At 66.1% G+C, this 24,613-nt stretch carries 24 protein-coding genes and 1 other RNA gene; 21 read left to right on the top strand and 4 right to left on the bottom strand.

The window, feature by feature from the left end:
* Nucleotides 1-208 precede the first annotated feature (208 nt).
* The 5 genes from petA to OH686_RS08225 all read left to right on the top strand — a co-directional run bounded on the left by petA (nucleotide 209) and on the right by OH686_RS08225 (nucleotide 3,929).
* Complete coding sequence (gene petA, locus OH686_RS08245; RefSeq protein WP_137974920.1) at nucleotides 209-802, top strand: ubiquinol-cytochrome c reductase iron-sulfur subunit; 594 nt, start codon at nucleotides 209-211, stop codon at nucleotides 800-802.
* Entirely contained in the window at nucleotides 802-2,013 is a 1,212-nt protein-coding gene (locus OH686_RS08240) for a cytochrome b (RefSeq protein WP_137975009.1), read from the top strand. Before petA ends, OH686_RS08240 begins: the two co-directional genes overlap by 1 nt.
* On the top strand, nucleotides 2,013-2,795 hold the full coding sequence (locus tag OH686_RS08235; protein ID WP_137974919.1) for a cytochrome c1: 783 nt from the start codon (nucleotides 2,013-2,015) through the stop codon (nucleotides 2,793-2,795). The genes OH686_RS08240 and OH686_RS08235 overlap by 1 nt, the downstream gene beginning before the upstream one ends.
* A gap of 87 nt (nucleotides 2,796-2,882) precedes the next feature.
* On the top strand, nucleotides 2,883-3,500 hold the full coding sequence (locus tag OH686_RS08230; RefSeq protein ID WP_192400273.1) for a glutathione S-transferase N-terminal domain-containing protein: 618 nt from the start codon (nucleotides 2,883-2,885) through the stop codon (nucleotides 3,498-3,500).
* Nucleotides 3,501-3,515: 15 nt separating this feature from the next.
* Entirely contained in the window at nucleotides 3,516-3,929 is a 414-nt protein-coding gene (locus OH686_RS08225) for a ClpXP protease specificity-enhancing factor (RefSeq protein WP_137974917.1), read from the top strand.
* A gap of 66 nt (nucleotides 3,930-3,995) precedes the next feature.
* On the opposite strand, the gene OH686_RS08220 is transcribed toward OH686_RS08225, so the two are convergent.
* The 4 genes from OH686_RS08220 to OH686_RS08205 all read right to left on the bottom strand — a co-directional run bounded on the left by OH686_RS08220 (nucleotide 3,996) and on the right by OH686_RS08205 (nucleotide 7,410).
* The gene (locus OH686_RS08220; protein ID WP_289537649.1) at nucleotides 3,996-4,529 is read right to left on the bottom strand and encodes a BON domain-containing protein; all 534 of its coding nucleotides are present in this window, start codon (nucleotides 4,527-4,529) and stop codon (nucleotides 3,996-3,998) included.
* Entirely contained in the window at nucleotides 4,526-5,119 is a 594-nt protein-coding gene (locus OH686_RS08215; RefSeq protein ID WP_137974915.1) for a phosphoheptose isomerase, read from the bottom strand. The genes OH686_RS08220 and OH686_RS08215 overlap by 4 nt, the downstream gene beginning before the upstream one ends.
* 127 nt (nucleotides 5,120-5,246) lie before the next feature.
* Entirely contained in the window at nucleotides 5,247-5,603 is a 357-nt protein-coding gene (locus OH686_RS08210) for a YraN family protein (protein ID WP_289538875.1), read from the bottom strand.
* Nucleotides 5,599-7,410, bottom strand: a complete 1,812-nt coding sequence (locus tag OH686_RS08205) for a penicillin-binding protein activator (RefSeq protein WP_289537647.1) — start codon at nucleotides 7,408-7,410, stop codon at nucleotides 5,599-5,601. The genes OH686_RS08210 and OH686_RS08205 overlap by 5 nt, the downstream gene beginning before the upstream one ends.
* Nucleotides 7,411-7,501: 91 nt before the next feature.
* Here OH686_RS08205 and rsmI point away from each other — a divergent pair, with 91 nt between their 5' ends.
* The 16 genes from rsmI to ftsA all read left to right on the top strand — a co-directional run bounded on the left by rsmI (nucleotide 7,502) and on the right by ftsA (nucleotide 24,601).
* The gene (gene rsmI / locus OH686_RS08200; protein ID WP_289537645.1) at nucleotides 7,502-8,401 is read left to right on the top strand and encodes a 16S rRNA (cytidine(1402)-2'-O)-methyltransferase; all 900 of its coding nucleotides are present in this window, start codon (nucleotides 7,502-7,504) and stop codon (nucleotides 8,399-8,401) included.
* Between the two features lie 40 nt (nucleotides 8,402-8,441).
* An RNA gene (rnpB, locus tag OH686_RS08195) (RNase P RNA component class A) lies at nucleotides 8,442-8,791 on the top strand.
* Nucleotides 8,792-9,088: 297 nt separating this feature from the next.
* A complete protein-coding gene (gene mraZ / locus OH686_RS08190) occupies nucleotides 9,089-9,544 on the top strand; it encodes a division/cell wall cluster transcriptional repressor MraZ (protein ID WP_137974911.1) in 456 nt (151 codons plus the stop codon).
* A 2-nt stretch (nucleotides 9,545-9,546) separates the two neighbouring features.
* Nucleotides 9,547-10,488 carry a 16S rRNA (cytosine(1402)-N(4))-methyltransferase RsmH gene (gene rsmH / locus OH686_RS08185; RefSeq protein ID WP_289537642.1) on the top strand — a complete coding sequence of 314 codons (942 nt, stop codon included), beginning with the start codon at nucleotides 9,547-9,549 and terminating at the stop codon, nucleotides 10,486-10,488.
* A complete protein-coding gene (gene ftsL / locus OH686_RS08180) occupies nucleotides 10,485-10,778 on the top strand; it encodes a cell division protein FtsL (protein WP_289537640.1) in 294 nt (97 codons plus the stop codon). The genes rsmH and ftsL overlap by 4 nt, the downstream gene beginning before the upstream one ends.
* Nucleotides 10,775-12,529 (top strand): peptidoglycan D,D-transpeptidase FtsI family protein, encoded by a 1,755-nt coding sequence (locus OH686_RS08175; protein ID WP_289537639.1) that lies wholly within the window; start codon nucleotides 10,775-10,777, stop codon nucleotides 12,527-12,529. Before ftsL ends, OH686_RS08175 begins: the two co-directional genes overlap by 4 nt.
* Nucleotides 12,529-13,992: a UDP-N-acetylmuramoyl-L-alanyl-D-glutamate--2,6-diaminopimelate ligase gene (locus OH686_RS08170; protein WP_289537637.1), complete on the top strand. Its 1,464-nt coding sequence runs from the start codon at nucleotides 12,529-12,531 to the stop codon at nucleotides 13,990-13,992. The genes OH686_RS08175 and OH686_RS08170 overlap by 1 nt, the downstream gene beginning before the upstream one ends.
* Nucleotides 13,985-15,358, top strand: a complete 1,374-nt coding sequence (locus OH686_RS08165) for a UDP-N-acetylmuramoyl-tripeptide--D-alanyl-D-alanine ligase (protein ID WP_289537635.1) — start codon at nucleotides 13,985-13,987, stop codon at nucleotides 15,356-15,358. Before OH686_RS08170 ends, OH686_RS08165 begins: the two co-directional genes overlap by 8 nt.
* A 2-nt stretch (nucleotides 15,359-15,360) precedes the next feature.
* Nucleotides 15,361-16,443, top strand: coding sequence for a phospho-N-acetylmuramoyl-pentapeptide-transferase (mraY, locus tag OH686_RS08160; protein ID WP_137974905.1), 1,083 nt, complete (start codon nucleotides 15,361-15,363; stop codon nucleotides 16,441-16,443).
* Between the two features lie 6 nt (nucleotides 16,444-16,449).
* Entirely contained in the window at nucleotides 16,450-17,796 is a 1,347-nt protein-coding gene (murD, locus tag OH686_RS08155; RefSeq protein ID WP_289537632.1) for a UDP-N-acetylmuramoyl-L-alanine--D-glutamate ligase, read from the top strand.
* Nucleotides 17,797-17,798: 2 nt separating this feature from the next.
* On the top strand, nucleotides 17,799-19,016 hold the full coding sequence (gene ftsW / locus OH686_RS08150) for a putative lipid II flippase FtsW (protein WP_289538872.1): 1,218 nt from the start codon (nucleotides 17,799-17,801) through the stop codon (nucleotides 19,014-19,016).
* Nucleotides 19,006-20,076, top strand: coding sequence for an undecaprenyldiphospho-muramoylpentapeptide beta-N-acetylglucosaminyltransferase (gene murG, locus OH686_RS08145; RefSeq protein WP_289537631.1), 1,071 nt, complete (start codon nucleotides 19,006-19,008; stop codon nucleotides 20,074-20,076). The genes ftsW and murG overlap by 11 nt, the downstream gene beginning before the upstream one ends.
* Before the next feature lie 34 nt (nucleotides 20,077-20,110).
* A complete protein-coding gene (gene murC, locus OH686_RS08140) occupies nucleotides 20,111-21,517 on the top strand; it encodes a UDP-N-acetylmuramate--L-alanine ligase (protein ID WP_289538870.1) in 1,407 nt (468 codons plus the stop codon).
* Nucleotides 21,514-22,455: a D-alanine--D-alanine ligase gene (locus tag OH686_RS08135; protein ID WP_289537629.1), complete on the top strand. Its 942-nt coding sequence runs from the start codon at nucleotides 21,514-21,516 to the stop codon at nucleotides 22,453-22,455. The genes murC and OH686_RS08135 overlap by 4 nt, the downstream gene beginning before the upstream one ends.
* 3 nt (nucleotides 22,456-22,458) lie before the next feature.
* The gene (locus tag OH686_RS08130) at nucleotides 22,459-23,334 is read left to right on the top strand and encodes a cell division protein FtsQ/DivIB (RefSeq protein ID WP_289537627.1); all 876 of its coding nucleotides are present in this window, start codon (nucleotides 22,459-22,461) and stop codon (nucleotides 23,332-23,334) included.
* Between the two features lie 22 nt (nucleotides 23,335-23,356).
* Nucleotides 23,357-24,601, top strand: coding sequence for a cell division protein FtsA (gene ftsA / locus OH686_RS08125; protein WP_137974899.1), 1,245 nt, complete (start codon nucleotides 23,357-23,359; stop codon nucleotides 24,599-24,601).
* Nucleotides 24,602-24,613: the final 12 nt, after the last annotated feature.

Genomic DNA, 24,613 nt, shown 5'->3' with positions numbered 1-24,613 from the left:
CGTTTTTTATTGCTGCCTGTTTTTACTCTGCGACAACCTGTCGCATTGGTGGAAAGCCCGGTCTGCAAGGCCTGCGACCAATTTGTATCCGGTAATTACCTTGTCAGAAAAGGGGCTTTTCTTTACCATTCGGCAAATTTTGTGCGGCCCGATTTATTACTTAGTAGAGGCCTGACCACAGGCCACAAAGCTGATGGGAGACGACTGAATGAGCAATGACGGCGTGAATGCAGGCCGGCGTCGCTTCCTGGTGGCGGCCACTTCGGTGGTAGGTGCTGCCGGAGCGGTGGGTGCTGCGACTCCGTTCGTGGGGTCATGGTTCCCCAGTGCCAAGGCCAAAGCGGCCGGTGCACCGGTGAAAGTGAATATCGCCAAGGTCGAACCCGGCCAGCAGATGATCGCCGAATGGCGCGGTCAGCCGGTATTCATCGTGCGTCGTACCGAGGAGATCCTGGCCAACCTGACCAAGATCGACGGCAACGTTGCCGACCCGGAATCCGCCGCCTCCGTGCAGCCGGAATACGTCGACAAGAAGACTCGCGCGATCAAGCCGGAAATCCTGGTGCTGGTTGGTCTGTGCACCCACTTGGGCTGCTCGCCATCCTTCCGCCCGGAAGTGGCCCCGGCCGACCTCGGTCCGGAGTGGGTCGGCGGTTACTTCTGCCCCTGCCACGGTTCGCGCTACGACCTCGCCGGTCGCGTCTACAAGGCCCAGCCCGCGCCGCTGAACCTGCCGGTTCCGCCGCATTCCTACGAGTCCGATGAAGTCATCGTCATCGGCGTGGACCAGGAGAAAGCATGATGGAAAAATTCATGGCCTGGGTCGATGCGCGCTTCCCCGCGACCAAGATGTGGGAAGACCATCTGAGCAAGTATTACGCTCCCAAGAACTTCAACTTCTTCTATTTCTTTGGCTCGCTGGCACTGCTGGTGCTGGTCAACCAGATCCTCACCGGCATCTGGCTGACCATGAGCTTCACTCCGTCCGCCGAGGAAGCCTTCGCTTCCGTCGAATACATCATGCGCGACGTGGAGTTCGGCTGGATCATCCGCTACCTGCACTCCACCGGTGCTTCCGCGTTCTTCGTGGTGGTCTACCTACACATGTTCCGCGGTCTGCTCTACGGCTCCTACCAGAAGCCGCGCGAGCTGGTGTGGATCTTCGGCATGCTGATCTACCTGTGCCTGATGGCCGAGGCCTTCATGGGCTATCTGCTGCCGTGGGGCCAGATGTCCTACTGGGGCGCCCAGGTGATCATCTCGCTGTTCGGTGCCATTCCGGTGATCGGCGATGACCTGACCCAGTGGATCCGTGGTGACTACCTGATCTCCGGCATCACCCTGAACCGCTTCTTCGCCCTGCACGTGATCGCCCTGCCGATCGTCCTGCTCGGCCTGGTCGTGCTGCACATCCTGGCGCTGCACGAAGTGGGTTCGAACAACCCGGACGGCGTCGACATCAAGAAGAACAAGGACGAGAACGGTGTGCCGATCGACGGCATCGCGTTCCATCCCTACTACACCGTGAAAGACATCGTCGGCGTGGTGGTCTTCCTGTTCGTGTTCTGCGCCATCGTGTTCTTCTTCCCGGAGATGGGTGGTTACTTCCTCGAGAAGCCGAACTTCGAACAGGCCAACCCGTTCAAGACCCCCGAGCACATCGCTCCGGTGTGGTACTTCACTCCCTTCTACGCCATCCTGCGCGCCGTGCCGGACAAGCTGCTGGGCGTGATCGCCATGGGCGCCGCCATTGCCGTGCTGTTCGTCCTGCCGTGGCTCGACCGTAGCCCGGTCAAGTCGATGCGCTACAAGGGGTGGCTGAGCAAGGTCTGGCTGCTGGTGTTCTGCGTGTCCTTCGTGATCCTCGGCGTGCTGGGCGTACTGGCACCGACTCCGGGCCGTACCCTGCTGTCGCAGATCTGCACCGCGCTGTATTTCGCCTACTTCATCCTGATGCCGTTCTACACCCGGATGGAGAAGACTAAACCGGTTCCGGAAAGGGTGACTGGCTGATGAAAAAGCTATTTGCTGCATTTGTTATCGCTGCACTGCCGGCCTTCTCCTTTGCCGCTGGCGGCCATGGCGTCGAGCTGGACAAGGTCGACCTCGACCTGACCGACAAGGCCGCTCTGCAGGACGGCGCGCGTACCTTCGCCAACTACTGCATGGGCTGCCACAGCGCCAAGTTCCAGCGCTACGAGCGTGTTGCCGATGACATCGGCATCCCGCACGAACTGATGCTGGAGAACCTGGTATTCACCGGTGCCAAGATCGGCGACCACATGAAGATCGGCATGAAGCCGGAAGATGCCAAGGCCTGGTTCGGCGCTGCGCCGCCCGACCTGACCCTGGTTGCCCGCGTACGCGGTGCCGACTGGCTGTACACCTACCTGCGCACCTTCTACGAGGATCCGACTCGTCCGCTGGGTGCCAACAACAAGGTGTTCCCGAACGTCGGCATGCCCAACGTACTGGTCGGCCTGCAGGGTCGCCAGGTTGTCGGCTGCAAGCAGGTCCAAGTGGTCGAGGAAGGCAAGAAGCAGTACGACCCGCTGACCGGCGCGCCGATCACCCACGAGGCCTGCGACCAGCTGACCATCGTGCCGAAGACCGGCACCCTGACCGAGGCTGAATTCGACGAGAAGGTGCACAACCTGGTGACCTTCCTCGCCTACTCGGCCAACCCGGTCAAGCTGGAAAGCCAGCGCATCGGTACCTATGTCCTGCTGTACCTGGCCTTCTTCTTCGTGTTCGCCTATCTGCTGAAGCGCGAATACTGGAAGGACGTACACTGATACACTGCGTCACCGTTGTAAACGCACGCGCCCCTCAAGGGCGCGTGCGTTTTTCTGTTTCTGCCATTTCGAAAAGTGAGGGGCGCCATGGCCGCGACCAATAAGCTGGCCTGTTATTCCGACCCTGCCGACCACTATTCCCATCGCGTGCGACTGGTGCTGGCCGAGAAGGGCGTCAGTGCCGAGATCATCGATGTCCAGGCCGGGCGCTGCCCGCCCAAGCTGGCCGAGGCCAACCCCTATGGCGGCGTACCGACCCTGGTCGATCGTGACCTGGCCCTGTACGAATCCACCGTGGTGATGGAGTATCTCGACGAGCGCTACCCGCATCCGCCGCTGCTGCCGGTGTATCCGGTGGACCGGGCCAAGAGCCGCCTGCTGATGCACCGCATCCAGCGCGACTGGTGCAAGCTGGTCGACCAGATTCTCGACTCGCGTACCAAGGAGGCGGATCGTGCCGTGGCGCGCAAGGAGCTGCGTGAGAGCCTGACCGGCGTCTCGCCGCTGTTCGCCGACAAGCCGTTCTTCCTTAGTGACGAGCTGAGCCTGGTGGACTGCTGCCTGCTGCCGATCCTGTGGCGTCTGCCGAAGCTGGGTATCGAGCTGCCGCGCCCGGCCAAGCCGCTGCTGGACTACATGGAGCGGGTGTTCGCCAGCGAGGCCTTCCAGGCCAGTCTATCCACCGTCGAGCGCGACATGCGCTGAGCCGAGGAGGCCGAGATGAACTCCAGTCGCCCCTACCTGGTACGTGCCCTGTACGAGTGGATCGTCGACAACGACTGCACGCCGCACCTGCTGGTGAATGCCGAGTTCCCCGGCGTGCGTGTGCCGGCCGGCTACGCCAACGACGGGCAGATCGTCCTCAACGTGTCGCCCAGCGCTGTGCGCAACCTGCACATGGATAACGAGGCGGTCAGCTTCGAGGGGCGTTTCGGTGGCGTGGCGCATTCGCTGTTCGTGCCGTCCGGCGCCATGCTGGCGATCTATGCGCGGGAGAACGGCCAGGGCATGGTCTTCGAGCTGGAGCCGCCGGTCGACGATGACGAGGAAGGACCGGAGCCCGATGATGACGGACCGTCCGGCGGCGAGCCGCCACGACCCAGCGGGCGGCCCAGCCTGAAGGTGGTCAAGTAGCAATAAAAAAGGCGATCCGAGGATCGCCTTTTTCATGTCCGCCGCAGGGTCCCCCCTGCCGTGGGCTCAGTTGGTGTACTGGTACAGGGTGACGATCTTCTGCACGCCGGACACGCCCGACACCACATTGGTGGCGGCGGCGCCCTCGGCGCGGGTGACCAGGCCGAGCAGGTAGACAATGCCGTTCTCGGTCACCACCTTGACCTTGGCGCTCGGCACCTTGCTGTCGGCCAGCATCATCGTCTTGATCTTGCTGGTGATCAGCGCGTCGTTGCTGCGGGCCAGGGCGCTGGTGGGTTGCAGTACCTGGATCTCGTTGTGCAGCTTCTTCACGCCCTGCACGCCGTTGGCGATCTGTCCGGCCTTCTGCTTCAGGTCGTCACGCGGAGTCTGGCCGGCCAGCAGGATCACGCCGTTGTAACTGGTGACCACGATGTGCGAAGTCGGGCCGGTCAGGTCCGGGTGCGAGCGCGACACGGCGCTGGCCACGTTCGGCTCAAGGAACTGGTCGTCGATCTTGTTGCCGATGCTGCGGTTGCTGCAGCCGCCGAGGGCTAGGCCCAGGGCGAGGGTGGCGAGGATCAGGGTATTGCGGGTCATTCTTCACTCCCGAACAGTTGACGATCAATCAGGTCGCACAGGCAGTGGATGGCGAGCAGGTGCACTTCCTGGATGCGTGCGGTGACCTTGGAAGGCACGCGGATTTCCACATCCTCCGGCAGCAGCAACGAGGCCATGCCGCCACCGTCGCGGCCGGTCAGGGCGACCACCACCATTTCGCGGTCATGCGCGGCCTGGATGGCCTGGATCACGTTGGCCGAGTTGCCGCTAGTGGAGATCGCCAGAAGCACGTCGCCCGGCTGGCCGAGGGCGCGGATCTGCTTGGAGAACACCTCGTTGTAGCTGTAGTCGTTGGCGATCGAGGTGATGGTCGAGCTGTCGGTGGTCAGCGCGATGGCCGGCAGGCTCGGGCGCTCGCGCTCGAAGCGGTTGAGCAGCTCGGAAGAGAAGTGCTGGGCATCGCCGGCCGAGCCGCCGTTGCCGCAGGTGAGGATCTTGCCCTCGTTGAGCAGCGAATGAACCATGACCTGGCTGCCGTGCTCGATGAAGGGTACCAGCACTTCCATGGCCTGCTGTTTGGTGTCGATGCTGGCCTGGAACATCTGGCGAATGCGGTTTTGCATATCCATGGAATGGAACCTTAGGTGTGCTGGCTGAGACAGCCGGAAATGACGAAAGTCGCCGTGGCGCGCGATGAGCGGGGTTGTACCCGAAGACGGCGCCGCGGGTCGACTTGAAATTCTTGATCGGGCCTATTCACGTTTCGAAAGCGTTGCGTAGCCAGTTCAGTCCGGAATCGCCTGGCCCTATTGCCACCACGTCGAAGCGGCAGGGCTGCTTGCCCCAGCGATTCTCGCGCTGCAGGAAAAGCTCGGCGGCGAGAATCAGGCGCTGGCGCTTGCGGGCGTCGACGCTTTCCAGCGCGCCACCCCAGGCGGCGTGCTTGCGGTAGCGAACCTCGACGAATACTACTGTATCGCCGTCGAGCATGACCAGATCGAGCTCGCCGCCGCGGCAGCTCCAGTTCTGCGCCAGCAGGCGCAGGCCCTGTCGCTGCAGGTGGTCGCGCGCCAGGCTCTCGGCGGCGCGACCGCTGTCCTGGCGCGAATTAATTGAGGCTATCCGGCAGGCGCTGGACCTGGCCGTTGCGGAACTCGGCCCAGGGCAGCTGGCGCTCGACGCGCTGGGCCTGGTTCAGGCTGAGGTTGCCGGAGAGGCCCTCGACCTGGCTGTCCGGCAGGGCCTTGAGCTGGCTCAGGCGCGGGGCCAGGCGGAAGGCATCGACGCCCATGGCGTACAGGCGGCCCAGGCTGCCGGCGGCCTGTGGCCATTGCTGGTCGACCTGCTGGCGCAGGGCGTCGTTGCTGTCCAGCAGCCAGGGCGTCTCGCAGAAGCGGATGCCTTCCAGGTCCTGGTACTGCGCCGGGTTCTGCCCGCCGGTGTAGAGATGCGAGGTGGCGTATACCGGCAGGTCGCCGGCGTACTGGAAGGCCAGGGTCGGTTTGATCTGCTGGGCCTGCTGCGGGGTGGCGGCGAGGAAGATGAAGTCGATGTCCTGGCGACGTGCCGGCAGGGCGGCCAGCTGGGTGCCCAGGGTGGTCTGCAGGCGCTTGGCACGTGCCTCGCTCTGACGCAGCTGGAGTAGGTCGGCGATCTGCTGGGCCAGTTCCACCGGCTGGTCGACATGCTCGGCGGCGATCAGGTTGCCACCGGCGGCCTGCCAGCTCTGCTGGAAGGCGGCCAGTACGCGATTACCCCATTCGCCTTGCGGTACCAGGGCTACGGCGCTGCGCATGCCATCGGCCCAGGCGCGGCGGGCCACTTCGCGGGCCTCGTCTTCGGCGGCCAGGCCGAACTGGAACAGCTGGGCCGGCGCCTCGCGACCGGCGTCGCTGTAGTTCAGGGCCAGGGTGGTCAGCGGTAGCTGCGGGCGTTCGCTGAGCTGCTTGACCAGCGGCTTCTCAAGCGGGCCGATCACCAATTGCGCGCCGTCGGCCTGTGCCTGGCGGTAGAAGTCGTCCAGCGAGGACAGGCGCGAGCTGTCATACAGCAGGATTTCCGGCGGATTCTGCCCGGCCTGCTGGGCCTGGTAGTGGGCGGCCAGGAAGCCGTCGCGCAGGGCGCGGGCCACCGAGGCCAGTTGGCCTTCCTGCGGCAGCAGCAGGGCGATCTTCTGCAGGGGCTGACCGGCCAGCTCCTTCAGCTTGTCCAGGGCCAGCGGCAGTTGCTCGGCGGCCGGGTGCTGCGGGTGCTGATTCTTCCAGCCATCGATGGCGGCCAGCTGCTGGTCCGGGGTGCCGGCGCTCTTGGTAGCCAGGGCCAGGCTCAGCCAGCCGTCCAGGTCGCTGTCGCCGGAGCTGATCAGCTGGCTCTGCGGCAGGCTGGAGACCAGGCTCCAGATCGCCTCGTGGTTGGCGTTGGCGGCTTCGCCGGACAGCAGCGGGGCAATGAACACGCGCTCGCGGGCGGCTGCCAGGGTCTGGCCGTCGGCCTCGAGGGCGCGTGCCCGGACCAGCTGGGTGCGGATCTGCTGCTCCACCGGCAGCTCGCCCAGGCGCTCCAGGCTCGGGTGCTGCAGGGCCTTGAGCGCGCTCTTCGGCTTGTTGCGGGCCATGGCCAGTTCGGCATCGAGGGTGGCGGCGAACACCTGCTGGGCCGGCTTCAGGCCATCCAGCGAAATTTCGTCGAGGATGCGCGTGGCGCGGCCGATGTCCTGCTGGCGATAGGCCTGGTCGGCAGCCGACAGGCGCAGCAGGGCGGCTTGCTCCGGCTCGCTGGTGCTGGCTTGCTGCAGCAACTGGTCGATGCTGGCCTGAGGGGTGCGCGGCAGTTCGCCCAGGCTGGACGAGGGCGAACCGGCACAGGCGGCCAGGAGGCCGGCAAGGCAGAGGGCGGAGAGCGGGCGCAGGCAGGCGATCATCTAATACGTTCCTGGTACTGATCAGAAAGAAGGCGGGATTGTACCCAAGCCCCGCGGCGGGCGCGATGTCGGTGCCTGGAAACGGGCTACAATGCGCGCTTTCCGCAATCGAGGTGCGCCCGTGAGTGCTTCCGCTGTTCCCGCCGCCGTCGGCACGCTGTATGTGGTCGCTACGCCTATCGGCAATCTGGACGACATCAGCGCGCGGGCGCTGCGCATCCTCGGCCAGGTGGCACTGATCGCCGCCGAGGACACCCGGCATTCGGTGCGCCTGCTGCAGCACTTCGGCATCGCAACGCCGCTGGCGGCCTGCCACGAGCACAATGAACGCGACCAGGGTGGGCGTTTCCTCGCTCGCCTGCAGGCGGGTGAGGATGTGGCGCTGATCTCCGACGCGGGTACGCCGCTGATCTCCGATCCGGGCTTTCATCTGGTGCGCGCCGCGCGTGCGGCCGGCATTCGCGTGGTGCCGGTGCCGGGCGCCTGTGCACTGATCGCCGCGTTGTCGGCGGCGGGGCTGCCGTCCGATCGTTTCAGTTTCGAAGGTTTCCTGCCGGCCAAGACGGTCGGTCGCCGTGGGCGACTCGAGCAGGTCAGGGAAGATGCTCGCACCCTCATCTATTACGAGGCGCCGCATCGCCTGCTCGAATCCCTCGCCGACATGCGCGACATCTTCGGTGCGGACCGGCTGGCCGTGCTGGGGCGCGAGCTGACCAAGACCTTCGAGACCCTCAAGGGGCTGCCGCTGGGCGAGCTGCACGATTGGGTATCTGCCGACAGCAACCAGCAGCGCGGCGAGTGCGTGATCCTGGTCGCTGGCTGGCATGCGCCGGAGGGCGACGAGGCGGTGAGTGGCGAGGCCCTGCGTGTGCTCGATCTGCTGCTGGCCGAGTTGCCGCTCAAGCGCGCTGCGGCGCTGGCGGCGGAGATCACCGGAGTGCGCAAGAACCTGCTGTACCAGGTGGCCCTCGATCGGCAGAAGGGCGCTTGAGCTTGTCCTGAGTCGCCTGGATCGCTACCCTTGGCGGCGGAGAGTCGATCGGACAGTCGCCGCCTTCCTTATGGGAGGGGGAGGAAAGTCCGGGCTCCATAGGGCGGAGTGCCAGGTAACGCCTGGGAGGCGCGAGCCTACGGAAAGTGCCACAGAAAATAACCGCCTAAGCGTTTCGGCGCCGGTAAGGGTGAAAAGGTGCGGTAAGAGCGCACCGCACGGCTGGTAACAGTCCGTGGCTAGGCAAACCCCACTCGGAGCAAGACCAAATAGGGTTCCATCGGCGTGGCCCGCGCTGGAACCGGGTAGGTTGCTAGAGGCGTGCAGTGATGTACGTCGTAGAGGAATGACTGTCCTCGACAGAACCCGGCTTACAGATCGACTCTCCTCCTTTCTCTTCTATCCGCTTCACCTTCCAATACCGAAAAATTCTTACTCTTAAGAAATTACTTTAAGTTCGAAGATTAGCTTCATGAACTTGAAGAAATTCGCCTCTAAAAAACCTCTGTTTTGCTGCTGCAAAAGCCCCGCTTAGTTCGCTAAATCACCGTCCCATAAGGATTTTTCCTAGTTTTCGCGCCTTGACGCTAGGGTGCGCGCATTCCTATAGTGTGCCGAAGTGGCACAAAGTGGAAAAAAGTGGGTCATAAGGGCATGGAAAGCTAATAACAGTGGGGAAGCGCAGCCTTGTTTCGTGGAGCTAACGCCATCAGTCTCGACGCCAAAGGGCGACTCGCGATGCCGAGCCGGTATCGCGACGAGCTCGTTTCGCGTTGTGCTGGCCAGCTCATCGTCACCATCGATGCCGTAGACCCCTGCCTGTGCGTTTATCCCCTGCCGGAGTGGGAGCTGATCGAAGCCAAGCTCCGCGACCTGCCTTCCCTGCGTGAAGAAACCCGCCGCCTGCAACGCCTGCTGATCGGCAATGCCGTGGATATCGAGCTGGACGGCAGTGGTCGCTTCCTCGTGCCGCCGCGTCTGCGCGCGCACGCGGGGCTGGACAAGCACGCGATGCTGGTCGGCCAACTGAACAAATTCCAACTGTGGAACGAGGATGCCTGGAACGCGCTTGCCGACGCCGACCTAGCCGCCATCAAACAACCCGGCGCTCTGCCGGACGACCTGCGCGACCTGATCCTGTGACCATGACCAGCAGCTTCCGCCACATCACCGTGCTGCTCGACGAGGCCGTCGAGGCTCTCGCCGTGCGCGCGGATGGCTGCTACCTGGACGGCACTTTCGGGAGGGGCGGGCACAGCCGGCTGATCCTCGAAAGGCTCGGGCCAGAGGGCCGGTTGCTCGGGTTCGACAAGGACCCACTGGCAATCGCAAGCGGAAATGCACTGGCGGCCGAAGACGGCCGCTTCGTCGTTGTACAGCGCAGCTTCGCCGACCTCGGCGAAGAGGCGGCCGCGCGCGGCCTGGTCGGCAAGGTCGACGGCCTGCTGCTCGACCTCGGCGTGTCCTCGCCGCAGCTGGACGACGCCGAGCGTGGCTTCAGCTTCCTCAACGACGGTCCGCTGGACATGCGCATGAATCCGGATGCCGGCGTCAGCGCCGCCCAGTTCATCGCCAGCGCCAGCGCCGACGAGATCGCCCGGGTGTTCAAGGAATACGGCGAGGAGCGTTTCGCCAAACGCATGGCCCGCGCCGTGGTCGAGCGCCGCGAACAGAAGCCGTTCGAGCGCACCGCCGACCTGGCTGCCGTGCTGACCGAGGCCAATCCGGCCTGGGAAAAGGGCAAGAGTCCGGCGACCCGCGCCTTCCAGGGGCTGCGTATTCACGTCAACAACGAGTTGGGCGATCTCGAGCGTGGTCTCGATGCCGCGCTGGAGACCCTGGCCGTGGGTGGGCGTCTGGTGGTGATCAGCTTCCACTCGCTGGAAGACCGCATCGTTAAACAGTTCATGAAACGCCAGGCCAAGGGCGAAGCGGACAACCTGCCGCGCGACCTGCCGATCATTCCCAAGGCCTTCGAGCCGCGCCTGAAGCTGCTGGGCAAGCCGATCTACGCCGGCGAGGCGGAACTGAAGGCCAACCCGCGCTCGCGCAGCGCGGTGATGCGCGTGGCGGAGAAACTGCGTTGAGCCGCCTGTACGCCAAGCCCCTGCCGCCCGGCAGCCTTCTGCTGGCCCTGCTGTTCGGCGCCGTGCTGCTGTCGGCTATCGCCGTGTCCTATAGCGCGCACTGGAATCGCCAGCTGCTCAATGCCCTCTATACCGAGCTCAGCGTACGCGACAAGGTGCAGGCCGAGTGGGGGCGCCTGGTGCTGGAACAGAGCACCTGGACCGCGCACAGCCGCATCGAGACCCTGGCCGCCGGCCAGCTGAAGATGCGCATTCCCGAGCCGGCCGAAGTACAGATGGTGGCGCCATGATCGGCCTCGAAGGCGCTCTCTATCCCTGGCGCTTCCGCCTGGTGCTGGCGCTGCTGGCGCTGATGGTCGGTGCCATCGTCTGGCGCATCGTCGACCTACACGTGATCGACCACGACTTCCTGCAGGCCCATGGCGACGCGCGCAGCGTGCGGCATATCCCGATTCCGGCGCACCGCGGCCTGATCACCGACCGCAATGGCGAGCCGCTGGCCGTTAGCACCCCGGTGACCACCCTGTGGGCCAACGGCAAGGAACTGGCCAAGGCGCCGCAGCGCTGGAGCGACCTGGCCGCCGCCCTGGGCCAGGAGCCGAAGGCCTTCGCCCAGCGTCTGGAGCAGGCGAAGGAGCGCGAGTTCATGTACCTGGTGCGCGGCCTGACCCCCGAGCAGGGCCAGCGCATCCTCGACCTCAAGGTGCCGGGTGTTTACGGCCTGGAAGAGTTCCGCCGCTTCTACCCGGCCGGCGAAGTCACCGCCCATGTGGTCGGCTTCACCGACGTCGATGACCGTGGTCGCGAGGGCGTGGAGCTGGCCTTCGAGGACTGGCTGGCCGGCGTGCCGGGCAAGCGTCAGGTGCTCAAGGACCGCCGTGGTCGCCTGATCAAGGACGTGCAGGTCGCCCAGAACGCCAAGGCCGGCAAGGCCCTGGCGCTGTCCATCGACCTGCGCCTGCAGTACCTGGCCCACCGCGAGCTGCGCAATGCGCTGGTCGAACAGGGCGCCAAGGCGGGCAGCCTGGTGATGATCGACGTGAAGACCGGCGAAGTGCTCGCCATGGTCAACCAGCCGTCCTACAACCCGAACAATCGTCGCAACCTGCAGCCGGCCGCCATGCGCAACCGCGCCATGATCGACGTGTTCGAGCCGGGTTCGACGGTCAAGCCCATTTCCATGGCTGCCGCCCTGCAGACCGGGCGCTGGAAGCCGGAAGACAAGGTCGAGGTCTACCCGGGCTCGCTGCAGATTGGTCGCTACACCATCAAGGACGTGTCCAAGACCCAGGGCCCGGTGCTCGACCTGACCGGCATCCTGATCAACTCGTCCAACGTCGGCATGAGCAAGGTCGCCTTTGATATCGGCGGCGAGACCATTCACGACATGATGAGCAAGGTCGGCTTCGGCCAGGACACCGGCCTGGGCTTCCCGGGCGAGCGTGTCGGCGAGCTGCCCAGCCATCGTGAGTGGCGCAAGGCCGAGACCGCGACGCTGTCCTACGGCTACGGCGTGTCGGTGACCGCCATCCAGATGGCCCATGCCTATGCCACCCTGGCCAACAACGGCCAGGTGCTGCCGCTGTCGATGACCCGCGTGGACCACAAGCCGATCGGCGCCCAGGTGGTGCCGGAAGACGTGGCCAAGACCCTGCAGGGCATGCTGCAACAGGTGGTCGAGGCGCCGCGCGGCGTGTTCCGCGCCCAGGTGCCGGGCTATCACGTGTCCGGCAAGAGCGGTACCGCGCGCAAGGCCAGCGTCGGCACCAAGGGCTATACCGCCAACGCCTACCGCTCGATGTTCGCCGGCTTCGCGCCCAGCTCCAATCCGCGTATCGCCATGATGGTGGTGATCGATGAGCCGAGCAAAGCCGGCTACTTCGGCGGCCTGGTCTCAGCCCCCGTCTTCAGCAAGGTGATGGCCGGCTCCCTGCGCCTGATGAACATCACCCCCGACAACCTGCCGCCGCCCGTCGATCCGGCTGCGGCGCCGCAGCCGCAGACTGCCGACGCGGCCGCCAACCCGGGAGGGCGAATCTGATGCCCATGCCCCTCAATCAACTGCTGCCGCAGGCAAGCGGCGCCACCCTGATCCGTGAACTGACCCTGGACAGCCGCAAGGTGCGCCCGGGCGACCTGTTCCTCGCCGTGCCCGGCCTGGCTCAGGACGGTCGCGCGCACATCGCCGATGCCATCGCCCGCGGCGCCACCGCCGTGGCCTATGAGGCCGAAGGCGCTTCCCCCATGAGCGCAAGCAGCGCCGAGCTGGTGCCGATCAAGGGCCTGGCTGGCCAGCTGTCGGCCATCGCCGGACGCTTCTATGGCGAGCCGAGCCGTGGCGTGCGCCTGATCGGCGTCACCGGCACCAACGGCAAGACCAGCGTCAGCCAGCTGCTGGCCCAGGCCCTCGATCTGCTGGGCGAGCGCTGCGGCATCGTCGGCACCCTCGGCACCGGCTTCTTCGATGCGCTGCAGAGCGGTCGCCACACCACGCCAGACCCGATCGCCGTGCAGGCCACCCTGGCCGACCTGAAACAGGCCGGCGCCCGCGCCGTTGCGATGGAAGTGTCGTCCCACGGCCTGGATCAGGGCCGCGTGGCTGCCCTGGACTTCGATGTGGCGGTGTACACCAACCTGTCCCGCGATCATCTGGACTACCACGGCTCGATGGAGGCCTACGGCGCGGCCAAGGCCAAGCTGTTTGCCTGGCCGGAACTGAAGTGCCGGGTGATCAACCTAGACGACGAGTTCGGCCGCCAGCTGGCGAGCGAAGAGCATGAGTCGCGCCTGATCGGTTACAGCCTGAGCGATGCCTCCGCCTACCTGTTCTGTCGCGAGGCCCGCTTCGACGATCACGGTGTGCAGGCCAGCCTGATCACCCCGCAAGGCGAAGGCCATCTGCGCAGCCCGCTGCTCGGTCGCTTCAACCTGAGCAACCTGCTGGCCGTGGTCGGCGCGTTGCTGGGCCTGAACTACGGCCTGGACGAAATCCTCCATGTGCTGCCGCAGCTGCAGGGCCCGATCGGGCGCATGCAGCGCTTCGGTGGTCAGCAGCTGCCGCTGGTGGTGGTCGACTACGCCCACACCCCGGATGCCCTGGAAAAAGTGCTGGAGGCCCTGCGTCCCCACGTGAGCGGCCGCCTGCTGTGCCTGTTCGGCTGTGGCGGCGACCGCGATCGCGGCAAGCGCCCGCTGATGGCCGCCGTGGCCGAGCGCCTGGCCGATGCGGTGCTGGTGACCGACGACAACCCGCGTACGGAAGATCCGGCGCAGATCCTGGCCGACATTCGCGCCGGCTTCGCCAGGCCCGAGGCCGCCGAGTTCGTCCATGGCCGTGGCGATGCCATTGCTCGTCTGATCGCCGCCGCGCAAGTCGGCGATGTGGTGGTGCTGGCCGGCAAGGGCCACGAGGATTACCAGGAGATCGCCGGCGTGCGCCATGCCTTCTCCGACCTGGATGAAACCACCAAGGCCCTGCAGGCCTGGGAGGCCGCCCATGCTTAAGCCGCTGCTGCTGAGCGAAGTGGCCCGGGCGCTGGATGGCTACGCGGTGGGCGCCGACCTGGCGTTCTCCGCAGTCTCCACCGACAGCCGCAAGATCGAGGCCGGCCAGCTGTTCATCGCCCTGGTCGGGCCGAATTTCGACGGCCACAACTACCTGGCCGAGGTTGCCGCCAAGGGCGCCGTCGCCGCCCTGGTGCAGCGCGAAGTGGCCGATGCGCCGCTGCCGCAGCTGGTGGTCAATGACACCCGCATCGCTTTGGGCCAGCTCGGCGCGCTGAATCGCGCCGCCTTCGCCAAGCCGCTGGCCGCCGTCACCGGCTCCAGCGGCAAGACCACGGTCAAGGAAATGCTCGCCAGCATCCTGCGCGCCGGCCTGAACGGCCCGGTGCTGGCCACCCGTGGCAACCTGAACAACGACCTCGGCGCGCCGCTGACCCTGCTGGAGCTCGCTCCCGAGCACGTCGGCGCGGTGATCGAGCTGGGCGCCAACCATGTCGGCGAGATCGCCTACACCGTCGGCCTGACCAAGCCACAGGTGGCCATCATCACCAACGCCGGTCTGGCCCATGTCGGCGAGTTCGGCGGGCCGGAGAAGATAGTCGAGGCCAAGGGCGAGATTCTCGAAGGCCTGGCTGCCGACGGTGTGGCCGTGCTCAACCGTGACGACAAGGCCTTCGCCACCTGGCAGGCCCGCGCCAAGGGTCGCCAGGTGCTGAGCTTCGCCCTGCGCGAGCAGGCGGCCGATGTGCATGCCGCCGAGCTGTGGCGCGACGCCCGCGGCTGCGCCGGTTTCGCCCTGGCAGGCATCGCCGGTGAAGCGCGCATCCAGCTCAACCTGCTGGGCGAGCACAGCGTGGCCAATGCCCTGGCTGCTGCCGCCGCCGCGCATGCCGTCGGCGTGCCGCTGGTCGGGATCAAGGCCGGGCTGGAAAGCCTGCAGCCGGTCAAGGGCCGCGCCGTAGCTGCGCTGGCGCCGAACGGCGTGCGGGTGATCGACGACAGCTACAACGCCAACCCGCTGTCCATGTGTGCGGCAGTGGATATACTCGCCGCCTTCTCCGGCCGCACCGTCCTGGTGCTGGGAGATATGGGCGAGTTGGGCGAATGGGCCGAGCGGGGCCATCGCGACGTCGGCGCCCATGCCGCCGGCAAGGTCGATGCGCTCTATGCCGTGGGTCCGCTGATGGCGCATGCCGTCGCAGCCTTCGGTGCCAATGGCCGCCATTTCGCCGATCAAGCCAGCCTGATCGAAGCGCTTCGCGCCGAGTCCGGCGACACCACCATTCTAATTAAAGGCTCGCGCAGCGCGGCGATGGAACGAATCGTCGACGCGTTGCTGCAACGGGCATCGGGGGAGGCTCACTAATCATGCTGCTGCTGCTGGCCGAGTACCTGCAACAGTTCTACACCGGCTTCGGGGTGGTCCAGTACCTGACCCTGCGCGGGATCCTTGGCGTGCTCACCGCGCTGGCCATGTCGCTGTGGCTGGGTCCGTGGATGATCCGCACCCTGCAGATCCGCCAGATCGGCCAGGCCGTGCGCAACGATGGCCCGCAGTCGCACCTGTCGAAGAAGGGCACGCCGACCATGGGTGGCGCGCTGATCCTCACCGCCATCGCCGTCAGCACCCTGCTCTGGGCAGACCTGACCAACCGCTACGTGTGGACCGTGCTGGCTGTGACCCTGTTGTTCGGCGCCATCGGCTGGGTCGACGACTACCGCAAGGTGATCGAGAAGAACTCGCGCGGCCTGCCGAGCCGCTGGAAGTATTTCTGGCAGTCGGTGTTCGGCCTGGCCGCCGCCGTCTTCCTCTATATGACCGCACAGAGCCCGGTGGAAACCACCCTGATAGTGCCGGTGCTCAAGGACGTGGCGATTCCCCTGGGCGTCGGTTTCGTGGTGCTGACCTATTTCGTCATCGTCGGCACCAGCAACGCGGTCAACCTGACCGACGGCCTCGACGGTCTGGCCATCCTGCCGACCGTGATGGTGGCCGGTGCGCTGGCGATCTTCTGCTACCTGTCGGGCAACATCAAATTCGCCGAATACCTGCTGATTCCCTATGTGCCGGGCGCCGGTGAGCTGATCGTGTTCTGCGCCGCGCTGGTCGGTGCCGGCCTCGGCTTCCTGTGGTTCAACACCTATCCGGCCCAGGTCTTTATGGGCGACGTGGGAGCCCTCGCATTGGGCGCCGCACTGGGCACCATCGCCGTGATCGTCCGCCAGGAAATCGTGCTGTTCATCATGGGTGGCGTGTTCGTCATGGAAACCCTGTCGGTGATGATCCAGGTCGCCAGCTTCAAGCTGACCGGCAAGCGCGTGTTCCGTATGGCGCCGATCCATCACCACTTCGAACTCAAAGGCTGGCCGGAGCCGCGCGTGATCGTGCGTTTCTGGATCATCACCGTGATCCTGGTGCTGATCGGCCTGGCCACGTTGAAACTGAGGTAATAGAGAGTGTCGCTGATCGCTTCCGACCAGTTCCGCATCGTTGTCGGCCTCGGCAAGAGCGGCATGTCCCTGGTGCGCTTCCTCGCGCAGCAGGGCGTGCGCTTCGCCGTGGCCGATACGCGCGCGAACCCGCCGGAGCTGGCGACCCTGCAGCGTGACTACCCGCAGGTGGAAGTGCGCTGCGGCGAGCTGGACGTAGACTTCCTGTGCCGCGCCTCGGAGCTGTACGTGAGCCCCGGCCTGGCCCTGGCCACCCCGGCGCTGCGCGAGGCGGCCGCCCGTGGCGTGAAGATGTCCGGCGATATCGATCTGTTCACCCGCCATGCCAAGGCGCCCATCGTCGCCATCACCGGCTCCAACGCCAAGAGCACCGTCACCACCCTGGTCGGTGAGATGGCGGCAGCGGCCGGGCGCAAGGTCGCGGTCGGCGGCAATATCGGCACCCCGGCGCTGGACCTGCTCAACGATGACGTCGAGCTGTACGTACTGGAGCTGTCCAGCTTCCAGCTGGAGACCACCGAGCGCCTCAATGCCGAAGTGGCCACCTGCCTGAACGTCAGCGAAGACCACATGGACCGCTACGACGGCATGCAGCACTACCACCTGGCCAAGCACCGGATCTTCCGTGGAGCGCGCCAAGTGGTGGTGAATCGCGACGACGCCCTGTCCCGTCCGCTGATCGCCGACCAGGTGCCGTGCTGGAACTTCGGCCTGGGCAAACCCGACTTCAAGCGCTTCGGCCTGGTTGAAGAGAACGGCGAGAAGCAGCTGGCCTTCCAGTTCGAGACGCTGATGCCGACCGCCGAATTGAAGATCCGCGGCGCCCACAACCAATCCAACGCCCTCGCGGCCCTGGCCCTCGGCCATGCCGTCGGCCTGCCGTTCGAGGCCATGCTGCAGACCCTGCGCAACTTCGCCGGCCTGCCGCACCGCTGCCAGTGGGTGCGTGAGTTGCGCGGCGTGGGTTACTACGACGACTCCAAGGCCACCAACGTCGGTGCCGCCCTGGCCGCCATCGAAGGCCTGGGCGCCGATATCGCCGGCAAGCTGGTGCTGATCGCCGGTGGCGATGGCAAGGGCGCCGATTTCTCCGCCTTGAAGGCGCCGGTTGCCAAGTTCTGTCGCGCCGTGGTGCTGCTCGGTCGCGATGCCGAACTGCTCGCCACGGCCCTGGGCGATGCCGCGCCGCTGGTGCGAGTGAAGACCCTGGACGAGGCCGTGCAGCGCGCTGCCGAACTGGCCCAGTCGGGCGACGCCGTGCTGCTGTCGCCGGCCTGCGCCAGCCTGGACATGTTCAAGAACTTCGAAGAGCGTGGGCGCCTGTTCGCCCTGGCGGCGGAGGGCCTGCAATGACCCTGCTGGCTCGCCTGCTCGCCGCTCCGTCGCCGCTGCGCACCCGTCGCGGCATCGACCTCGACTTCCCGCTGCTGGCCGGTTGCCTGGCGCTGCTCGGCCTGGGCCTGGTGATGATCACCTCGGCCAGCTCGGAAGTGGCCGCGGCCATGTCCGGCAATCCGCTGTACCACATGATCCGCCACTTGATTTACCTCGGCTTGGGCATCTCCGCCGCGCTGCTCACCCTGCTGATCCCGATGTCGATGTGGCAGCGCTTCGGCGGCAGCCTGCTGATCGTTGCCTTCGTCCTGCTGGTGCTGGTGCTGCTGCCGGGCATCGGTCGCGAAGTGAACGGCGCCAAGCGCTGGATCGGCTTCGGCCTGTTCAACCTGCAGCCGTCCGAGCTGGCCAAGCTGTTCACCGTGGTGTTCATCGCCGGCTACCTGGTACGTCGCCAGGAAGAAGTACGCGAGAAGCTCTCCGGCTTCCTCAAGCCGATGCTGGTGCTTGGGCCGATGGCCGTGCTGCTGCTGGCCGAGCCGGACTTCGGCGCCACCGTGGTGTTGTTCGGTTCTTGCATCGCCATGCTGTTCCTCGGCGGCATCAACCTGGTGCGCTTCATCCCGCTGGCCGGCGTGGTGCTTGGCCTCGGCGTGCTGGTGATGACCAGCCAGGCCTATCGCCTGGAACGCCTGACCAACTTCGTCGACCCCTGGGCCGACCAGTACGGTGCCGGCTATCAGCTGAGCCAGGCGCTGATCGCCTTCGGTCGTGGCGAATGGCTCGGCGTCGGTCTGGGCAACAGCATCCAGAAGCAGTTCTATCTGCCGGAAGCGCACACCGACTTCGTCTTCGCCGTGCTGGCTGAGGAGCTGGGCATGGTCGGCGCCCTGGCCACCGTCGGCCTGTTCGTCTTCGTCGCCGTGCGCGCCCTGTACATCGGCCTGTGGGCGGAGAAGGCCAAGCAGCTGTTCTCCGCCTACGTGGCCTACGGTATCGCCATGCAGTGGATCGGTCAGGTGCTGATCAACATCGGCGTGAACGTCGGCCTGCTGCCGACCAAGGGCCTGACCCTGCCATTCCTCAGCTACGGCGGCAGCTCGCTGATCATCTGCTGCGTCTGTCTGGCCATGCTCCTGCGCATCGAGTGGGAACGTCGCACCCAGCTGGGCAGCGAGGAAGTGGAATTCACCGAGTCGGACTTCTTCGACAGCGAGGAGGCCGGCCATGCGCGGTAACGTCCTGATCATGGCCGGCGGTACCGGCGGCCACGTGTTCCCGGCCCTGGCCTGCGCCCGCGAGTTCAAGGCGCGCGGTTACGCCGTGCACTGGCTGGGCACCCCGCGCGGCATCGAGAACGAGCTGGTGCCGGCGGCCGAGCTGCCGCTGCACCTGATCCAGGTTTCCGGCCTGCGTGGCAAGGGCAAGCTATCCCTGCTCAAGGCGCCGTTCCAGCTGATCCGCGCGCTGCTGCAGGCGCGCAAGGTGATGCGCGAGCTGCAGCCGGTATGCGTGCTGGGCATGGGCGGCTATGTCACCGGTCCGGGCGGCCTGGCCGCGCGGCTGAACGGCGCGCCGCTGGTGATCCACGAACAGAACGCCGTGGCCGGCACCGCCAACCGCAGCCTGGCGCCGTTCGCCAGCCGCGTGTGCGAGGCCTTCCCGAACACCTTCGGCAAGGGCGACAAGCTGCGCACCACCGGCAACCCGGTGCGCGAGGAGCTGTTCCTCGAGACACCGCGCGATGCCCTGGGCAAACGCCGGCCGCGCCTGCTGGTGCTGGGCGGCAGCCTGGGCGCCGAGCCACTGAACAAGCTGCTGCCCGCGGCCCTGGCCAAGGTGGCCGTCGAGCTGCGCCCGCAAGTGTTCCATCAGGCCGGCAAGCAACATGATCAAGTTACCGCGGAGCGTTATCGCGAAGCCGCGGTCGAAGCCGAGGTCGCGCCCTTCATCAAGGACATGGCCGGTGCCTATGCCTGGGCCGACCTGGTGATCTGCCGCGCCGGCGCGCTGACCGTCAGCGAACTGGCCGCCGCCGGCCTGCCGTCTTTCCTCGTGCCGCTGCCGCACGCGATCGACGACCACCAGACCCGCAATGCCGAATATCTGGCCAAGGAGGGCGCCGCCTTCCTTCTGCCGCAACATGCCACTGACGCGGACAAGCTCGCCGCGCAGTTGACCGAGGTTCTGATGCATCCCGAAAAACTCAAGGCCATGGGCCGCACCGCGCGCAGCCTGGCCAAACCGGACGCCACCCGTACGGTGGTCGAAATCTGCCTGGAGGTGGCCCGTGGCTAAGTCTCCCGCCGCTGCCCGTTCGGAAATCCGCCGCATGCGCCGCATCCGCCGCATCCACTTCGTCGGCATCGGCGGCGCCGGCATGTGCGGCATCGCCGAGGTGCTGCTCAACCTGGGCTACGAAGTGTCCGGCTCCGACCTCAAGGCCTCGGCCGTGACCGAGCGCCTGGAAAGCTTCGGCGCGATCATCTTTATCGGCCACCGCGCCGAGAACGCCGAGCAGGCCGACGTGCTGGTGGTGTCCAGCGCGGTGAACACCAGCAACCCGGAAGTCGCCACCGCCCTGGAGCGCCGCATTCCGGTGGTGCCGCGCGCCGAGATGCTCGCCGAGCTGATGCGCTACCGCCACGGCATCGCCGTCGCCGGTACCCACGGCAAGACCACCACCACCAGCCTGCTGGCCTCGGTGTTCGCCGCCGGCGGCCTGGACCCGACCTTCGTCATCGGCGGCCGCCTGAACGCCGCCGGCACCAACGCCCAGCTCGGCAGCAGCCGCTATCTGATCGCCGAGGCCGACGAGAGCGACGCCAGCTTCCTGCACCTGCAGCCGATGGTCTCGGTGGTCACCAATATCGACGCCGACCACATGAGCACCTATGGCGGCGACTTCAATGTCCTGAAGAAGACCTTTATCGAATTCCTGCACAACCTGCCGTTCTACGGCCTGGCCGTGCTCTGCGTGGACGACCCGGTGGTGCGCGAGCTGCTGCCGCAGGTGGCCCGTCCGACCGTGACCTACGGCTTCGCCGAGGACGCCGACGTGCGCGCCATCAACGTGCGCCAGGAAGGCATGCGTACCTTCTTCACCGTGCTGCGCCGCGACCGCGAGCCACTCGATGTGTCGGTGAATATGCCGGGCAACCACAACGTGCTGAATTCCCTGGCCACCATCGCCATCGCCACCGACGAGGGCATCGACGATGCGGCCATCGTCGCCGGTCTGTCCGGCTTCCAGGGTGTCGGCCGGCGCTTCCAGGTCTACGGCGAACTGCCGGTGGACGGTGGCAGCGTGATGCTGGTGGACGACTACGGTCATCACCCGCGCGAAGTGGCCGCGGTGATCAAGGCCGTGCGCGGCGGCTGGCCGGAGCGCCGCCTGGTGATGGTCTACCAGCCGCACCGCTACAGCCGCACCCGCGACCTGTACGACGACTTTGTCCAGGTGCTCGGCGACGCCAAGGTCCTGCTGCTGCTGGAGGTCTACCCGGCCGGCGAGGAACCGATTCCCGGTGCCGACAGCCGCCACCTGTGCCACAGCATTCGCCAACGCGGCCAGCTCGATCCGATCTACGTCGAGCGTGGCACCGAGCTGGCGCCGATCATCAAGCCGCTGCTGCGCGCCGGCGACATCCTGCTGTGCCAGGGCGCCGGCGATATCGGCGGCGTGGCCCCACAACTGATCAAGCACCCGCTGTTCGCTGTTCAAGGTGAGTCGAAATGAGCCTGCATTCCACCCTCGATCCCAAGGCCTTCGGCCGCGTCGCCGTGCTGTTTGGTGGCAAGAGCGCCGAGCGGGCGGTGTCGCTGAAGTCCGGCGCTGCCGTACTGGAAGCCCTGCAGAGCGCAGGCGTGGACGCCTTCGGCATCGACGTCGGTGACGACTTCCTGCAGCGCCTGAGCAGCGAGAAGATCAATCGCGCCTTCATCGTGCTGCACGGCCGTGGCGGCGAAGACGGCTCCATGCAGGGCCTGCTGGAGTGCGCCGGCATCCCCTACACCGGCAGCGGCATCCTCGCCTCTGCCCTGGCCATGGACAAGCTGCGCACCAAGCGCGTGTGGCTAAGCCTGGGCCTGCCGACGCCGAACCACGCTGCCCTGGCCAGCGAAGAGGACTGCCGTGCTGCGGCTGCTAAGCTGGGCTTCCCGCTGTTCGTCAAACCGGCCCACGAAGGCTCCAGCATCGGCATGGCCAAGGTCGCCGATGTCGAGGCGCTGATCGCCGCCTGGAAAGACGCCAGTCGCTACGACTCGCAGGTGCTGGTCGAGCAGATGATCGATGGTCCGGAATACACCGTCGCCATGCTGCGCGGCCAAGTATTGCCGCCCATCGGGCTGGGTACTCCACACACCTTCTACGACTACGACGCCAAGTACCTGGCCAATGACACCCAGTACCGCATTCCCTGCGGCCTGTCGGCGGACAAGGAAGCCGAGCTCAAGGAACTGACTGCGCGTGCCTGCGAGGCCGTGGGCACCCAGGGTTGGGCGCGCGCCGACGTGATGCAGGACGCCAGCGGCAAGTTCTGGCTGCTGGAAGTGAACACCGTGCCGGGCATGACCGATCACAGCCTGGTACCGATGGCCGCACGCGCCGCCGGTCTGGACTTCCAGCAGCTGGTGCTGGCGATCCTGGCCGACAGCGTAGAGGCGAGGGGCTAAGTCATGGTCGCCACTATCCGTCACCCCGCACAGCCGATGGGAGGCGCCAGCCGGCGTCAGCCTATCGCTGCGCGCGGCGCGAGCCGGATGGTGGCCAAGGAACCGCTGTCCGCACGGCTGCCGAAGGCGGATTTCAGTGGCGTCGGCCGTGGCCTCAAGCGCCTGGGCTGGCCGCTGTTGCTGGTGGCCCTGGGCCTGGGTACCTACGAGGGCGCCCAGCGTCTGCTGCCGTACGCCGACCGGCCGATTGCCCGGGTCAGCGTGCAGGGCGAGTTGAGCTACATCAGCCAGCAGGCCGTGCAGGAGCGCATCGCGCCGTACGTCTCGGCCAGCTTCTTCACCATCAACCTGGCCGGCATGCGTGCCGAGCTGGAGCAGATGCCGTGGATCGCCCACGCCGAAGTGCGTCGGGTGTGGCCGGACCAGGTGTCGATCACCTTGGAAGAGCAACTGCCGGTGGCCCGCTGGGGCAACGAGGCGCTGCTCAACAACCAGGGCCGCGCCTTCGCCCCGCGCGAGGCGGCTAATTACGAACACCTGCCGATGTTGTCAGGGCCACAACGCGCCCAGCAGCAGGTGATGCAGCAATACCAGGTGCTCAGCCAGTTGCTGCGGCCGATGGGTTTCACCATCAGCAGCCTGGAACTGCGCGAGCACGGCAGCTGGTTCATCAGTACCGCCCAGGGCGTGGAAATCCTCCTGGGTCGGGATCACCTAGTCGACAAGATGCGCCGGTTCGCCGGCATCCACGACAAGGTGCTCAAGCAGCAGATCGCGAATATCGCGCGCATCGACCTGCGCTATGCCAACGGCCTGGCCGTGGCTTGGCGCGAGCCGGTGCCGCCGGCGGCAACCGAAGCGACGGTCGCCGTCCAGTGAATCGAGGAGAACAGTAGAGACCATGGCAAGCGTGCAGAGCGGCAAGATGATCGTCGGCCTGGACATCGGCACCTCCAAGGTGGTGGCGCTGGTGGGCGAGGTGACGGCCGATGGCGAGCTGGATATCGTCGGTATTGGCACCAGCCCGTCGCGCGGCCTGAAGAAGGGCGTGGTGGTGAACATTGAATCCACCGTGCAGTCGATCCAGCGCGCCATCGAAGAGGCGCAGCTGATGGCGGGCTGCCGTATCCACTCGGCCTTCGTCGGCATCGCCGGCAACCATATCCGCAGCCTGAACAGCCACGGCATCGTCGCCATCCGCGACCGCGAAGTGAGCCCGGCCGACTTGGAGCGCGTGCTCGACGCTGCCCAGGCCGTGGCCATTCCGGCGGACCAGCGCGTGCTGCACACCCTGCCGCAGGACTACGTGATCGATAACCAGGAGGGCGTGCGCGAGCCGCTCGGCATGTCCGGCGTGCGTCTGGAGGCCAAGGTGCACGTGGTCACCTGCGCCACCAACGCCGCGCAGAACGTCGAGAAGTGCGTGCGCCGCTGTGGTCTGGAAGTGGACGACATCATTCTGGAGCAGCTGGCTTCCGCCTACTCGGTGCTGACCGAGGACGAGAAGGAGCTGGGCGTGTGCCTGGTCGACATCGGTGGCGGTACCACCGACATTGCTATCTTCGCTGATGGTGCGATACGTCACACGGCGGTGATTCCGATCGCCGGCGACCAGGTCACCAATGATATTGCAATGGCATTACGCACCCCGACCCAGTATGCCGAGGAAATCAAGATTCGGTATGCTTGCGCCCTAGCCAAACTGGCGGGTCCAGGGGAAACCATCAAGGTTCCCAGTGTGGGAGACCGGCCACCGCGGGAGCTGTCCCGTCAAGCTCTGGCCGAGGTTGTCGAGCCCCGTTACGACGAGCTCTTCACCCTCATCCAGGCCGAGCTGCGGCGCAGCGGCTACGAGGACATGATCCCGGCCGGGATCGTCCTCACCGGCGGCACCGCCAAGATGGAAGGCGCCGTCGAACTGGCCGAAGAGATCTTTCACATGCCGGTGCGTTTGGGCGTACCCCACAGCGTCAAGGGACTGACCGACGTCGTGCGTAATCCAATTTATTCCACAGGCGTGGGCCTGCTGATGTACGGGCTGCGGAAACAGTCCGACGGCTTCCACGCGCCTGGGATTCAGTATGGCGATGAGCCCAAAACACCGGTACTGGAACGGCTGAAACGCTGGGTCCAGGGCAATTTCTGATGTGAAACCCGC

Origin of the sequence: Pseudomonas sp. SO81 (assembly GCF_030374125.1) — a bacterium.
Lineage (GTDB): Bacteria > Pseudomonadota > Gammaproteobacteria > Pseudomonadales > Pseudomonadaceae > Aquipseudomonas.
Note: the sequence above shows the minus strand (reverse complement) of the source record. Positions and strands in the feature narration are given on the sequence as shown.

Excerpts from the sequence above, each read along its gene's own strand:
- OH686_RS08220 (WP_289537649.1), bottom strand. The coding sequence starts at position 4,529 with ATGACCCGCAATACCCTGATCCTCGCCACCCTCGCCCTGGGCCTAGCC.
- murC (WP_289538870.1), top strand. The coding sequence starts at position 20,111 with ATGCGCCGCATCCGCCGCATCCACTTCGTCGGCATCGGCGGCGCCGGC.
- mraY (WP_137974905.1), top strand. The coding sequence starts at position 15,361 with ATGCTGCTGCTGCTGGCCGAGTACCTGCAACAGTTCTACACCGGCTTC.
- OH686_RS08205 (WP_289537647.1), bottom strand. The coding sequence starts at position 7,410 with ATGATCGCCTGCCTGCGCCCGCTCTCCGCCCTCTGCCTTGCCGGCCTC.
- rsmH (WP_289537642.1), top strand. The coding sequence starts at position 9,547 with ATGACCAGCAGCTTCCGCCACATCACCGTGCTGCTCGACGAGGCCGTC.
- petA (WP_137974920.1), top strand. The coding sequence starts at position 209 with ATGAGCAATGACGGCGTGAATGCAGGCCGGCGTCGCTTCCTGGTGGCG.
- OH686_RS08225 (WP_137974917.1), top strand. The coding sequence starts at position 3,516 with ATGAACTCCAGTCGCCCCTACCTGGTACGTGCCCTGTACGAGTGGATC.
- OH686_RS08215 (WP_137974915.1), bottom strand. The coding sequence starts at position 5,119 with ATGGATATGCAAAACCGCATTCGCCAGATGTTCCAGGCCAGCATCGAC.
- murG (WP_289537631.1), top strand. The coding sequence starts at position 19,006 with ATGCGCGGTAACGTCCTGATCATGGCCGGCGGTACCGGCGGCCACGTG.
- OH686_RS08240 (WP_137975009.1), top strand. The coding sequence starts at position 802 with ATGGAAAAATTCATGGCCTGGGTCGATGCGCGCTTCCCCGCGACCAAG.
- OH686_RS08230 (WP_192400273.1), top strand. The coding sequence starts at position 2,883 with ATGGCCGCGACCAATAAGCTGGCCTGTTATTCCGACCCTGCCGACCAC.
- rsmI (WP_289537645.1), top strand. The coding sequence starts at position 7,502 with ATGCGCGCTTTCCGCAATCGAGGTGCGCCCGTGAGTGCTTCCGCTGTT.
- OH686_RS08165 (WP_289537635.1), top strand. The coding sequence starts at position 13,985 with ATGCTTAAGCCGCTGCTGCTGAGCGAAGTGGCCCGGGCGCTGGATGGC.
- OH686_RS08175 (WP_289537639.1), top strand. The coding sequence starts at position 10,775 with ATGATCGGCCTCGAAGGCGCTCTCTATCCCTGGCGCTTCCGCCTGGTG.
- OH686_RS08235 (WP_137974919.1), top strand. The coding sequence starts at position 2,013 with ATGAAAAAGCTATTTGCTGCATTTGTTATCGCTGCACTGCCGGCCTTC.
- OH686_RS08170 (WP_289537637.1), top strand. The coding sequence starts at position 12,529 with ATGCCCATGCCCCTCAATCAACTGCTGCCGCAGGCAAGCGGCGCCACC.
- OH686_RS08135 (WP_289537629.1), top strand. The coding sequence starts at position 21,514 with ATGAGCCTGCATTCCACCCTCGATCCCAAGGCCTTCGGCCGCGTCGCC.
- ftsA (WP_137974899.1), top strand. The coding sequence starts at position 23,357 with ATGGCAAGCGTGCAGAGCGGCAAGATGATCGTCGGCCTGGACATCGGC.
- OH686_RS08130 (WP_289537627.1), top strand. The coding sequence starts at position 22,459 with ATGGTCGCCACTATCCGTCACCCCGCACAGCCGATGGGAGGCGCCAGC.